We start from the raw sequence: 12,712 nt of genomic DNA on the forward strand, positions 1-12,712 counted from the left end.
GGGCGCAGGCAGCGGGACGGCTCTGCGCCGGCTTTGTCGCTGGGTACCCCCTGCTCGACGCCGGAGTGCTGATGCGCATGGTCGGGGCCCGGCGCGCGGGTTTTCGGAGGATCGCGCCGGTTCCGGGGGCCTGCGCGTCCTGCAGGGTGAGCCTCAACTACACAACCTGCGGGCTGATCGGAATGGCGCCGCGGTGGCTGTACCCGTTCGGTGTGCCCGGCACCTCTGCGACCGGTGCTGAGCCTCTGCCCGGGAAGCGGGGCCTTACATGGGGTGCCGGGCCCACGACGGGGTGCGGGACGGCTTGCCGCGGCGCGCGTTGTGAGGTTGCCGCGCGGGTTCTGATGGCCTCACGTGCTCTGCAGCGTGGGCGTCGACTGTGGAAGGTGCGCGCCGATCGCAGTTGCCGGGCGGGCGCCGGGGTCAGCGGCGACGGGTGCCGCGGCGGGGCGGGGTGCGGCGGGTGGGGGTCTTCTTCGTGGGGCGGGTGTCCCGCTTCGCCGGTTCAGCCTTCGGTGCGGGGGTGCGGGTGGTGTTGGCGGTGCGTCCGCGGACGATCCCGATGAACTCCTCCATCAGTTCGGTGTTCTCCGCGTCCGGCCAGGTGAGGACGACGTCGGACCCGGGGGCGTCGACAAGTGGCCGGTAGGTGAGGTCCCGGCGGTGGTGCAGGCGGGCCAGCGACTGCGGGACGACCAGCAGCCCGACCCCGGCGGCGACCAGCTCGACGGCCTCGGCGGTGGTGGCGGGCTCGTAGGCGCCGGCCCGGCCGGGCCGGCCGTCGGGCCAGCCGAGGGTGTCGTCGTGCGGCCGGAGGACGATCTCGTCGGCGAGCTCCACGATCGTGGTCTCGTCGGCGGCGGTGAGCAGGTGGTCCTTGGGGACGACGACCACGGTGGTCTCGGTGTAGAGCGGGATGGCGTGGAGCCCGGTCCGGTCGATCGGCAGCCGGACGAGGCCGGCGTCGAGCGAACCGGCCCGGATCTGCTCGACGGCCTCGTCGGTGGTTGCCGGGACGAGCTCGAGGGAGACCCGGGGTCGGCGGTCGGCCCACATCCGGGCCCACTTTCCCGGCGTGACGCCGGGGACGTAGCCGAGCCGGAAGGAGTCGGGGGCGCTCACCGGCCCAGGTTATCCGCCGTCACGGCCCCGATATCCTGGGCGTATGGCGCGTCAGAGGTCGGTCCAGACGATGAAGCCCGCGACGGCGGCGAAGAAGCTCGGCGTGCACCTCGACTCGACGCCCGCGGAGTTCCGTGAGGGCGTGGTCTCCCGCGACGAGCTCGACGCCCTGCAGGCCGATCCGCCCGAGTGGCTGCGTGAGCTGCGGGCCAACGGCCCGCACCCGCGCCCGGTGGTCGCGGACAGGTTGGGGGTGTCGATCTCCGGGCTGGCCCGCGCCGAGATCACCGAGCCGCTGACCACGGCCCAGATCGCGGCGATCAAGGAGGAGCAGCCGGAGTGGCTGCGCCGGGAGCGCACCATACGGGCCGAGGCCCAGCGCGAGGAGGCCCGCGTGAAGGCGCTGCGGGTGGAGAAGCCGCGGGCCGGACGCTGAGCTCGACGGTCCCGGCCCGCGGCGCGGGTGGGCGAGTCGGGCTGTCTGCCCGGACCGCGACGGCGGTGGGGCCCGTCAGCGGCGGTGGACCCGCCGCGATGACCAGCGGCGGAGCGGACTCGGTCGGCTTCGTGCACGTGTACTGCGCTGCCGACGACGACGACATTTCTGTTTGACCCTCATACTCGCGGCGGCGTAAACGCTATTCTGAGGATGTGGGTCAATTCGGGTCGAGTATCGCTGGTCGCACGTCATACATTCCGGGACGTTCCCCGATCCGCCCCCACCGCTCGGTGCCGACGGCCCGCCGATGAGCCGGTCGGCCCGTCGTTCGGTGCTCGTCGACGTGGGGCCGCTGCGCGACAGCGTCGCCTTCCGGTACCTCTTCGTCGCCCGCGCGATCCTGCTGCTCGGCGTCGGGCTGGTCGCGGTGACGGTCCCGCTCGAGGTGTACGCCCTCACCGGCTCCACGCCGACGGTCGGCGTGGTTGCGGCCGCCGAGGGGTTCGCGTTCTTCGCCGGCTACCTCGCCGGCGGGGTGCTCGCCGACCGCGGGGACCGCCGGCGGCTGATCGTCCAGACGTGGTTCGTGTGCGGGACGAGCTTCGCCGGGCTGGCCCTCAACGCGTTGTTCCTCCACTCGGTGTGGGCCGTCGCCGTGTTCGTGGTGCTGAACGGTGTGTCCGGGTCGATCTGCATCACCGCGCTGCTCGCGGTCCTGCCCGAACTCGTCGACAGGTCCCAGCTCCACGCGGTCGGCGCCCTCAACACGCTCGCGATGCGCCTCGGAACGGTCCTCGCACCGGCGGCCGGTGGTGCCGTGATGGCGGTGGCGGGGCCGGAATGGAACTACGGTGCGGGTGCCGTGGCCGCGCTGTCGACGTGGGTCGGGTTGTTGGCCGCGCGGGACCGGATGCGGCCGGAACCCGCTGCCGCGCAAGCGGTCTCGCCTGTTGAGGGGCCGATCCGCTCGCTGGTGAACGGCTACCGTTTCATCGTCGGCGAGCCGGTGGTGCGGGGGGTGATGGTCGCCGGGGTCGTCGGCATGTGCGGTGGGGGGTCGCTGGTTCTCGTCCCCGCGTTCGTCGACGCCGAGCTGGGGGGCGACCCGAGGGTCGTCGGCCTGATGTACTCCGCACTGTCGGCGGGACTGATCATCGGTGCGGTCGGCAGCGGCAGGCTCGTGGGAGTGGCCCGGCCCGGTCGGCTGCTGCTCGTCATGATGGTGGTGAGCTTCCTCTGCTACGCCGCGGTCGGGTTCGCCTCGGTGGTTCCGGTGGTCCTGTTGATCGTGGTCGCCGCGGGGATCAGCGTGTCGGTCGAGGAGGTCCTGCGCTACGCGCTGCTCCAGATCCGGACGCCGGCCGCGATGCTGGGCCGGGTCAACAGCGTCTTCGGGGCGCAGAACATGTCGGGCGCGGCGGTGGGGGCCCTCGTGGCCGGTGTCTTCGGTGCCGCCCTCGGGCCCGCCCGTGCATTCTGGATGTACAACGTCGCGATGGCCGTCGTCAGCGCGGGTGTTCTCGTCGCACTTCCCGGCCTGCGCCGCGCCCGGATCGGCGACCCGCCCACGACCGGCAATTAGCGCGAATTCCGCCGGCAAATGGGCGGGAATTCCGCACCGGGCGCTGCGGCACCGTCGACCCGTGCTGAATCTCGACCAGATCCTGGAGACGGCGATCGCCCAGGGGCTCGACCGCTTCAGCATGGTCGCCGTCGCCCGGGAGCTCGGCGTGACCGACATGGCGCTCTACCGCTACGTCGGGTCCCGGGAGGAGCTGTACTCGCGGGCCGCGGCGCGCGCCCACGCCACGTACCCGCTGCCGGCGGAGCAGACGGGATGGCGCCCGCACCTGCTGGAGGTCGCCGAGCAGATGTGGCAGCTCGCCCGCCGCCATCCCGGGATCGAGCGCTACCTGCTGGACGGTCCCTACCATCCCGAGACCCTGCAGCTGTTCTCCGAGAGCATCGCCCGTTTCCGGGCGATGGCCCCGGAGTTCACCGACGACCAGGCCTACGTCCTGCTCAGCCGCGTCGTCTCGGTCACCCTCGCCGCGGCGGACAACGCCCTGAGCAGGCGCTGGCAGGCCGATCCCGACGAGCCGAGCGAGCTCTTCCGGTGGACGGTGCGTGCCCTCGTCGACGGTATGGTCGCCGGCCTCGCCGATCTCCCGGGCGACGGATCGGCCCGCGCGCTCGGCCCGGAGAGCGCCGTCAGCCCGTAGCGGTACGCAGGAACGGCAGCATCGCGTCGATGCCGTACGGGATCGACAGCACCGACGGTGACGACAGCGCCAGGTCGGGCAGGAAGTACGCGTGCCCGTTCTTCACCGCGTTCAGGTTCGCGAGGCCGACGTTGCCCGCCAGGACCTCGTCGCGGCTCGAACCGAACCCGTAGACGAGCAGCACGTCGGAGTCGATACGGGGGAGCAGCTCGGCGGAGAGGGCGTGCTGGGTGTCGGAGGCGGGCAGCGCCTCGACGTACGGGGTGTCGACGAAGCCCAGTTCGTGCATCGTCGTGACCACGGTGGCCTCTTTGCCGCCGACGTAGGTCTCGCCCGAGACGACGTCGAGATAGGTCACGGTCTTCCCGGCGAACGACGGGTTGTCCGTGGCGGTACGCCGCAGGTAGGCCTCGGTGGCGGTCACGAGTGTGTCGCCCTCGGCCGGCTTGCCCAGGGCCTGCGCGATCAGCCGGGTCGAGTCCTGCCACCGGGGTGAGTAGGGCTGGGCGCCGGTCGGCAGCGCGACGGTCGGGGCGATCTTGGAGAGCGTGTCGAACTCCTCGCGGTCACCGCCGGAGGCGACGTTGATGATCAGGTCGGGACGCGCGGCGGCGATCGCCTCGTACGACAGTTCGCGTCCGCCCGTCACCGCGGGGGTCGCCGTCCCGAGCTTCTGCTCGGCCCAGGCGCCGACGCCGCGTTCGAACCCGTAGCGGCTGTGGATCGCAACCGGGACAACGCCCAGCGCGAGCACCGCGTCGGCGTCCGACGGGCCGAGCGTGACGACGCGGACCGGCTCCTTCGGGATCGTGGTCGAGCCGAGCGAGTGCGTGACGGTCACCGGGAAGGACGTCGTCTCGGCGGGCTGCTGCTCCGCCGCCGGGGGTGTGGCGCTGCACCCGGCCAGCACCAGGACGAGGGCGGCGGCGCCCAGGAGTCGCTTCATGAGGGCATCCTAAGTCGTTGTTTGGACATCAAACAACAGGGGTTGCACAGGGCGACGACGCCGGGGCGGCACGGGCGTCGAGCAGGGCGTGGCCGCGCCGCGCACACGATCGGGCACACCCTCGGCGACGCGAGGACGTCGTCCCCGATCAGGTCCGTGGCGGACCCGGTCGCCGGCGCGCCGGCGACGACCGTCGCGCCCTCGGGTGCCTGCACCGCAATGCGGAACTCGCAGCGTCAGCCTCTGGTGGAGGGAAAGATCGGCCCCGCGGGACGACGTGCAGGAGCAGCCGGAGGGCCTGTGCCCGTCCGAAGGTGGTGGAAAGGGGGGTTTACCCCCTCCTGTCCGGGGGTGCACTCGATCCACATCGCGGCAGGAAACCGGCAAAGTTCTCGTCAGCGAAGGAACACCGGAAACGACGAAGGAGCCCCAGAATGTTCAAGAGCACCTGCCCCTCCAAGTCCTACGACAACGACAAGTGGGACGGCGGCTACGGCGGCTACGGCGGCAAGAACGACAAGTGGGACAACGACAAGTGGGACGGCTACGGCGGCAAGGACAAGTGGAACGACTGCGACGACAAGTACGGGAAGTACGACAAGTACGAGGACTGTGACAGCAAGTACGACAAGTACGACGACTGCGACGACAAGTACGGCAGCAAGTACGACTGCGACGACAAGTACGGCAAGTGCGACGACTGGTCCTACAGCAGCTGATCCGACGACCACACGACATGCGCGTCCGGGCCCACCGCCCGGGCGCGCATCGCCGTGTCCGGCCCCGGCGCCCCGCACCGACCGCGGGGAGCGGTCAGCCCTCGACGGGGGACACCGACAGCACTTCGCCGCGCACCGTCGCCGTGAGCATTCCGCTCTGCCTGTGCTCGTTGGCGACGTAGACGCCGATCTGGTCCACGGGCCGCGTCGGGAAGCCGAACAGCACGTACGTCGAGGTCGGGTCGCTGACGCGCAGCCGCTCCGGGGCAGTGGCGAGCAGGGCCCGCACCGCGGCGTCATCGACACCTGCGAGGTCGACGAGGGGGCCGTCGAGCTTCCGGTTCCCCGTGAGGTCACTCGCGCCGGACCGCGGCGGGTAGGCCACCCGGCGGGTGTGCCGGGCATCGTCGGGCTCGACGATCTCGATCCGCGCGTACGTCGGATAGACGGTCGCCCCGACGACGACGGTCCCACCGTGCTCCGACCGCAGCCACCCGAGCATCGCCTGCCAGCCCGTCGCGCCGAAGAGGTCCGTGTCCGCGGACGGCGGCGCACCGGCGGCGCCGGGCGACGTCGACACCGCCGGTCGCGAGCTCGCGATCCCGCACATCGTCGCGACGAGACCCACGCACAACACCACCGCCACGCCGACCAGGTAGGCCCGCGGACCGGACCGGACCCGGTGCGCGGCGGGCGCGCGGCGGCGACCGGTGCCGGGTCCGGAGTCTGCAGGTCGGTGGTGAGCGCCGCGAGCTCGGCGAGCGTGGTCGCGGTCATCGCCGTGGAGATGCGTTCGCGGTGCTCGACGGTGTCGAGCTGCCCGTCGACGAGCGCGCTGTCGAGGATCGCGCAGGTCGCGGACCGGTCGGCGTCGCGCGCCCGGGTGGCCCGCCGCGACACCCCGCTCACGACACGTCCCGGGTGCGGTCGGGCAGGTCGGCGATGCCCACCGCCGCGACCGCGAGCATCCACAGCGAGCACCCGACGAGATAGACGCGTTGCGCGACGCCGAACGCCCCGTGCAGGTCGGCCGCGAGCACCGCGACGACCGCGACGACGAGCCCCGCCGCTGCGGGCGGCGCCCACCGCCATCGCGGCGACAGCGCCCGCACCGCGAGGACCGCCGCCAGCGGCAGCGTGAAGAATGCGATGTTGCCGAGGACGTTGTGCACCTGCCCGGTGGTCGTCACCACCCCGGCCGGGTCGATCGGGAAGAACGCCTGCGCCACCTTCGCCGCCCCGAAGATCGCGAGCACGACCGCGGCGGGCCGCGTCTGCGTCCGCACCGCCCAGGCGAGCGCGAGTGCACCGAGGCCGACGATCCCCGTCGCCACCGCTGCCGCCCACCCGTACGCGCCCAACGCGTACTCGCTGGTCGGGCGCGTCAGCGGATCCACCTCCGGGCGCGCGATGTGGAACACCGCGAGGACAACGAGATCGACGATCGCGGCGACGATCGTGACCACCAGGAAGGGCATCGTCGCAGCCCGGCGCGAAGGAGACATATCCGCCTTTCGAGGCTGAGGATTATGCGCTGCCCCCTCGCACGACGGCACTGCGGTGCCGGGCTCAGCCCTCGCCGCGCTCCAGGTCGGTACCTGGGGCGACCGGGCGCCCGAGCAGTGATGTGCTGTGGGCCTCGCGGTTCCGAACGTCTCCTTCGAATCTTCGCGATACGTCGTAACACGGGCGCAGTTCGGGGCGACGGTCCTGTTGATCGAGTGTGGACGTGTGTGCGGTGTGGGCTGCGGTGGAGGGCGAGTACGTGGAGCACGGTGTCGCGAATGGGGAGCGGGAGCGGCTTGTCCGCGACACGGTGCGGTCGTGGCGGGACGGCCTCGTCAACTTGTCCGCGTCGAACAGACTGCTGAACTTTCGCCCGAGAAAGACGAGTGCGGTAACGATCGTCGGACCCGACGCGTCAGGCATCCTGCGCCGCCTCGCTGCCGGGCGGCACTTCACGTTCACGGAATTAGTCGTCGACATGACCAAGGACGCCGTGGTCGGGGCCGCCGAGCGATCAGGGCGAGGGCTCGAGGAACTCCGGACAACAGCCTCGGACGGAGAGCTCAGCGGTGCACTCCGGAACCTGCTCCGGCGGTCGCACCAGGAGTATCTCGATCGAGGCCTCCGGATCCTGTACCTGGCGATCGGGACTCTTGAGTGGGTCGATGTCTCCGGTGCGAAGTTCTCGAGTCCGCTGCTGCTGGTGCCCGTGGAGCTGATGTACACCGGGCCGCGGATGCTTCCGCACCTCGCGCCCGCCGAGGACGACGCAGTCCTCAATCCGGCCTTGACGCTCAAGCTCGCCGACTCGGAGGTGGAGCTGCCGGACGTGTCCGGCGCCGACGAGATCGACCCGTCGGCTGTGCTGGATCAGGTTCGGCGTGCCGTTGCGAGACAGCGTGGATGGCGGGTCGAGGACCGCACGGTCCTGTCCTACTTCACCTTCGCCAAAGAAGCGATGTACCGCGACCTGCTCGACAACGAAGATCTGATCGCGGCGCATCCGGGCGTCGTCGCTCTGACGGCTGGTGGCCGCGGTGAGGATGTCACCGACTTCGACTTCGCCGAGTTGCGAGACCAGGACGTCGACGAGCGAGCGCCGGTCGATCGCACTCCGCTCGTGCTCGACGCGGACTCTTCGCAGCGGGCCTGTATCGCCGCGGCGGTCGGCGGGCGGTCCTTCGTCATGGACGGCCCTCCCGGCACCGGCAAGTCGCAGACGATCGCCAACATGATCGGGGCCCTGCTCGAGGCCGGTCGGACCGTCCTGTTCGTCTCGGAGAAGGCCGCCGCCCTCGATGTCGTCCGCAACCGTCTCGCCGGGGCGGGTCTGGGCCCGTTCCTCTTGGAGCTGCATTCGAGCAAGGCGACCCGCAAGGAGGTCGCGACTGAGCTGGGACACGCGCTCACACATCGGCCGATTGCCCCGCCGAGCATGGACGCGGTCGAGCTCGACCGGCTGCGGACGAGATTGACCCAGCTCAACCGCTACGCCGCGGCGATGAACGAGCCGAGGGCTCCCTTCGGTAGGTCGTTGCACAGCGTCGTCGGCCGGATTTCCGAGCTCTCCGACGTCGCGTCGGCCCCTGCGACCGGCCACCCCGTTGACAACCTGACCCAGAAGCGGTTCGGAGACATCACGCAGCATGCGCAGGATCTGGCGCGCGCGTGGCGACCGGCGTTGGAGGGATCGACATTCCTGTGGCGTCGCGTCACGCGTCGGCCGGCGCTCACGTCGCACCTCGAAGCGGGTCTACGGGCTCTGGACCGTCTCGATGCGATGCTGCAGGTCAACAACGCCGTCGTCCGGGAATTCGGGATCGGTCGCCTTTCGCAGGCAGCGAGGGTCGCCGATCTGCTGGAGCACTACCTCGCGCGTCCAGCAGGCGTGCCCGAAAGCTGGCTCACCGTTCCGTCACCTGCGGGGATCGAGGCTGCTCTCGATCAGCTCTCAGCGCAGTTGACGACGCTCCGTCGGCTGCGTGACGAGGTGTCGGGCCGCGCCGGGGTGTCGTGGTCGTCGCTACCTCTGGGGTTCGCTCAGGGGACTCTGAGCCCCGGCTACCCCGAGAACCTTGCGCCGAGGCCGTTGGACGTCGAGCAGCTGACGACACCTGCCATCGACCGGCTCGTCGAGAGACTGCTCGCCGATCGGACACGGCTCGACACCGCCCGGTCTGCACTCGACGACCTGGCCGGCCTGCTTCGTCTGCCGACCCCGCGAACGCTCGCCGAGTGCGACGACCTGCTCTTCGTCGCGTCGGTCGCGGAGGACGTCGACCGCCCGGAGGCCGCATGGTTCCGGAACGCTGCTCGGGACACTGCACGGCGGGCACTGGACGACCTCCAGGCCAGGGGCGCCGCACTCGACCACGCCGAGGCCGCTGCCGTCCGGCTGTTCGACGAATCCGCCCTCGATGCGGATGCAGCGGGCCTGATGGAGCGATTCCGCACCGTGCACACCGGTATCCGCAAGTTCGGCGGCGCGTGCCGGCGGGACAAGGCGACGGTCGTCTCGTTCACACGCGAGGGCGTCGGGGCCGCCGACGCACGAGCGCAACTCGGGCTCATCGTCGATTGGCAGAAGGCGGTCGGCGAGTTCGCCGACGCAGCAGGGGGCTATTCGCGCGAACTCGGCAGCTACTTCCGGGGCCGTAAGACAGATGCGGCGCGGGTGTCCCGTGCACTTGCCCGTGCGGCCGCTGTCTCCGATCGATACCCGGGAATGCTCCTCGACGGCGCCGCTGCTCAGATCGCGCACAATGCGTACACCTCGCCTTCGTTGAAGCGCGCGTTCGAAACGGCCGGAGCGGCCCTCACGGAATGGCGTGCCGCGTTCGACGTCGCGGTCGAGGTCGGTCCCAGACCACAGCTGATGACAGGAACCGTCGACGGCGCGATCGAGTGGATCGACGAACATCTGAGGGCGCTGCAGTCGGTCCGGAAGGAGCTGGCGCCGGTCGATGACGCAACGGATCGCACATGGAACGTGGCCGACGCCCGGGGGCTTCTCCTGCTCCAGCGGGAGATGCAGCACGCACTCGCCTCGTTCGAGTCGGCGGCGGAGGACGATCGAACCGCTTTCGGCGACCTGTACGCGGGCGACCGGACGGATCTCGACGGACTGCACGCTGCTCTTGTCTGGCTGCACCGACTGCGCGACATGACCGGCGGCGCACTCACCGCCGCGCAGGTTGCTGCGCTGGGCGAGGGTGGCGATCCTGCCGCTGTGCGAACAGCTTCGGACGGCTGGCGTGAGCGTCGCGGTTCCGTCGTCGCAGCGTTCGACGACTCACGGCGAGCCGAGCTGACTGCCGAACTCGATGACGTCGAGGGAGCACGCGAACTACTGACGGCGCTGCTCGACGATGCTGCAGGGCAGGACGACTGGTTCGCGTACCGCACGAGCAGGGACGCGCTGGAGGTCCTGGGCCTCGGCGAGGCGGTCGAGTTCTGTGTGCGGACGCAGGTGTCTGCAGAACAGGTTCCAGCGGTCATCGAGAAGGCTGTCCTGCGTGAATGGGTCGACCACCACATCGCAGAGGACGAGGCTCTGAGCCCGGTCCGTGGGACGGATCGTGACGCCCTGGTGGCCGACTTCCGGGAGCTCGACCGCCGACTCGTCGAGACGAGCGTCGGACGGATCATCAACAAGTGCAACGAGCGCCGTCCGCGCCGTCAGGTCGGACAGGCTGCTGTGATCAGCAATGAGGCAAAGAAGAAGAAGAAACACATGCCAGTGCGGACGCTGATCGAGCGGACGCAGGATGTCGTGCAGGCGATCAAGCCGGTTTTCATGATGTCGCCGCTTGCCGTCACCCAATACTTGCCGGCCAGTCTCAAATTCGACGTGGTGATCTTCGACGAGGCGAGTCAGGTGGCTCCGATGGACGCGATCAACTGCGTCTATCGCGGCTCGGCTCTCATTACGGCGGGCGATGCAAAGCAGTTGCCTCCGACGAACTTCTTCGCACTCGCCTCGGACGACGGCGACGAGTGGGTCGACGAGGCCGACGACGCGATGGACTTCGAATCAATCCTGGACCTTGTGAAAGGCTCGGGATCGTTCCGCAGTCTGACGCTCAAATGGCACTACCGATCCCGACACGAATCGCTGATCGCCTTCTCGAACACTTCGTTCTACAGCGGCGAGCTCGTGACATTCCCCGGCGCCGATCATGAGGGTCCCGATGTCGGGGTCGAGCTGATTCCTGTCCAGGGCGTGTACAGGCGTGGGTCGTCACGGGACAACCCGATCGAGGCGGCGAAGGTGGCTGAGCGCGTCATCCACCACTACGACTCCCGCCCTGGAAGGTCGGTGGGAGTCGTGACGTTCTCGGAGGCTCAGGCGTCGGCGATCGAGGCTGCCGTCGAGGAGGCTCGGCGCGATCGAGCGGACCTGGACGAGGCATTCGCCGAGAGCCGCCTGGACGGGTTCTTCGTCAAGAGTCTGGAGTCCGTCCAGGGCGACGAGCGCGATGTCATGATCTTCTCGATCGGCTACGGACCGGATGAGAACGGGAAGACAACCAATACGTTCGGCCCTCTCAACCGGGCCGGCGGTTGGCGTCGGCTCAACGTCGCCGTCACCCGGGCTCGGTACCGCAATGAGATCGTCAGCTCGCTCAGGGCCGGCGACATCGGGAACTCGACGTTGAACGAGGGAGTCCGGCACCTCCGCCGCTACCTTGATTTCGCCGAGCGCGGTCTTCCCGCGCTGTCGCTCAGCACAGCAACAGGAGGCGACGCGGAGTCGCCTTTCGAAGAATCGGTCATCCGGACGATCCGTTCCTGGGGGTACGACGTCACACCCCAGGTCGGCGCGGCCGGATATCGCATCGACATGGCTGTGCACCACCCCGATCTGCCGGGGGTCTACGTGCTCGGTGTCGAGTGCGACGGCGCTCAGTACCACTCGTCACGGGTCGCCCGTGACAGGGACAGGCTTCGCGACCAGGTGCTCGTCGGTCTCGGCTGGTCCATGCACAGGATCTGGGGCACAGCGTGGTACCGCGACCGGCAGGGCGCCGAACAGCACCTGAAGAAGGCGATCGAGAGCGCCGTCCGCATGCCGGTCCGGGGCCTGCTCGGAGGGAAGACGCCGGAACCGGCGCCGGAACGTCCGGTGCCACGACTCGTGGAAGTGGAGTTCTCGGAAGTTCCCGAGTGGGCGGAGGAGTACCGCGTCGCGCGGATCGGCCGCAGGCCTCGATGGGTCGAACCGCACGAAGCGGGCGCAGTGGACGAAATGATCTTTGCGCTGCAAAAGATCGCCGCAATGGAAGGCCCTGTCCACATGGACATCGTCCACCAGCGCTTTCGCCAGGCCTGGTCCATCGGGCAGATGGGTGTGCGGATCCGCCGCCGCCTCGACGAAGCTCTGCAGCGCTCAGCGGTCGTCCGGGACGGCGACTTCCTCGACCCTCCCGGAGGCGCCGCGGTACGCGTGAGGACTCCCGCCGACGAGTGCCGGCGGACGGTTGAACAGGTGCACCCAGCCGAGTTGGAGGCGGCTGTCTTCAACCTTGTCCGCGACTCTGCCGGCATAGAGGCAGACGACGTGTCGGTGCAGGTTGCCCGGCTGTACGGCTGGAATCGGGTCGGACCCGAGATTTCGCGGCGGCTGACGGCCACGACGAACGAACTCGTGGAGCAGGGTCGGTTGGAGAGGTCGGAAAGCGGACTGCGGGTCGGGTCGATCGGCTGACGCGCTGCGGGTGTCCTCGTCATCCCACGGGTTCGACGAGTTTCACCGTCG

General features: G+C 69.7%; 9 protein-coding genes and 1 pseudogene. 5 read left to right on the top strand and 5 right to left on the bottom strand.

The window, feature by feature from the left end:
* Positions 1–423: 423 nt before the first annotated feature.
* Complete coding sequence (locus PSU4_RS09165) at positions 424–1,056, bottom strand: LysR family substrate-binding domain-containing protein (protein ID WP_147105107.1); 633 nt, start codon at positions 1,054–1,056, stop codon at positions 424–426.
* Positions 1,057–1,165: 109 nt separating this feature from the next.
* On the opposite strand from PSU4_RS09165, the gene PSU4_RS09170 reads away from it, so the two are divergent.
* From PSU4_RS09170 to PSU4_RS09180, 3 genes are all read left to right on the top strand, one after another.
* Positions 1,166–1,558 carry a DUF5997 family protein gene (locus PSU4_RS09170; RefSeq protein WP_147104916.1) on the top strand — a complete coding sequence of 131 codons (393 nt, stop codon included), beginning with the start codon at positions 1,166–1,168 and terminating at the stop codon, positions 1,556–1,558.
* Between the two features lie 310 nt (positions 1,559–1,868).
* Positions 1,869–3,143 carry an enterobactin transporter EntS gene (gene entS, locus PSU4_RS09175; RefSeq protein WP_147104919.1) on the top strand — a complete coding sequence of 425 codons (1,275 nt, stop codon included), beginning with the start codon at positions 1,869–1,871 and terminating at the stop codon, positions 3,141–3,143.
* Positions 3,144–3,204: 61 nt separating this feature from the next.
* Entirely contained in the window at positions 3,205–3,783 is a 579-nt protein-coding gene (locus tag PSU4_RS09180; protein WP_186816833.1) for a TetR/AcrR family transcriptional regulator, read from the top strand.
* On the opposite strand, the gene PSU4_RS09185 is transcribed toward PSU4_RS09180, so the two are convergent.
* The gene (locus tag PSU4_RS09185) at positions 3,773–4,729 is read right to left on the bottom strand and encodes an ABC transporter substrate-binding protein (RefSeq protein WP_147104925.1); all 957 of its coding nucleotides are present in this window, start codon (positions 4,727–4,729) and stop codon (positions 3,773–3,775) included. The genes PSU4_RS09180 and PSU4_RS09185 overlap by 11 nt on opposite strands.
* Positions 4,730–5,163: 434 nt before the next feature.
* Between PSU4_RS09185 and PSU4_RS09190 the strand changes: the two genes are divergently transcribed.
* Complete coding sequence (locus PSU4_RS09190) at positions 5,164–5,448, top strand: hypothetical protein (protein WP_147104928.1); 285 nt, start codon at positions 5,164–5,166, stop codon at positions 5,446–5,448.
* A gap of 94 nt (positions 5,449–5,542) precedes the next feature.
* Here PSU4_RS09190 and PSU4_RS09195 read toward each other — a convergent pair whose 3' ends face one another.
* The 3 genes and pseudogenes from PSU4_RS09195 to PSU4_RS09205 all read right to left on the bottom strand — a co-directional run bounded on the left by PSU4_RS09195 (position 5,543) and on the right by PSU4_RS09205 (position 6,926).
* Positions 5,543–6,094 (bottom strand): hypothetical protein, encoded by a 552-nt coding sequence (locus tag PSU4_RS09195; RefSeq protein ID WP_147104931.1) that lies wholly within the window; start codon positions 6,092–6,094, stop codon positions 5,543–5,545.
* Between the two features lie 92 nt (positions 6,095–6,186).
* Positions 6,187–6,429, bottom strand: a pseudogene (locus PSU4_RS32995) (DUF1707 SHOCT-like domain-containing protein); the annotation flags it as partial.
* On the bottom strand, positions 6,354–6,926 hold the full coding sequence (locus PSU4_RS09205; protein ID WP_186816834.1) for a DUF998 domain-containing protein: 573 nt from the start codon (positions 6,924–6,926) through the stop codon (positions 6,354–6,356). The pseudogene PSU4_RS32995 and the gene PSU4_RS09205, both read right to left, overlap by 76 nt.
* Before the next feature lie 272 nt (positions 6,927–7,198).
* On the opposite strand from PSU4_RS09205, the gene PSU4_RS09210 reads away from it, so the two are divergent.
* Positions 7,199–12,661: a DUF3320 domain-containing protein gene (locus PSU4_RS09210; RefSeq protein WP_186816835.1), complete on the top strand. Its 5,463-nt coding sequence runs from the start codon at positions 7,199–7,201 to the stop codon at positions 12,659–12,661.
* Positions 12,662–12,712: the final 51 nt, after the last annotated feature.

It is taken from the genome of Pseudonocardia sulfidoxydans NBRC 16205, from assembly GCF_007989085.1.
In the GTDB taxonomy this organism is placed as follows: Bacteria; Actinomycetota; Actinomycetes; order Mycobacteriales; family Pseudonocardiaceae; genus Pseudonocardia; species Pseudonocardia sulfidoxydans.

Excerpts from the sequence above, each read along its gene's own strand:
- PSU4_RS09170 (WP_147104916.1), top strand. The coding sequence starts at position 1,166 with ATGGCGCGTCAGAGGTCGGTCCAGACGATGAAGCCCGCGACGGCGGCG.
- PSU4_RS09190 (WP_147104928.1), top strand. The coding sequence starts at position 5,164 with ATGTTCAAGAGCACCTGCCCCTCCAAGTCCTACGACAACGACAAGTGG.
- PSU4_RS09185 (WP_147104925.1), bottom strand. The coding sequence starts at position 4,729 with ATGAAGCGACTCCTGGGCGCCGCCGCCCTCGTCCTGGTGCTGGCCGGG.
- PSU4_RS09205 (WP_186816834.1), bottom strand. The coding sequence starts at position 6,926 with ATGCCCTTCCTGGTGGTCACGATCGTCGCCGCGATCGTCGATCTCGTT.
- PSU4_RS09165 (WP_147105107.1), bottom strand. The coding sequence starts at position 1,056 with ATGTGGGCCGACCGCCGACCCCGGGTCTCCCTCGAGCTCGTCCCGGCA.
- entS (WP_147104919.1), top strand. The coding sequence starts at position 1,869 with ATGAGCCGGTCGGCCCGTCGTTCGGTGCTCGTCGACGTGGGGCCGCTG.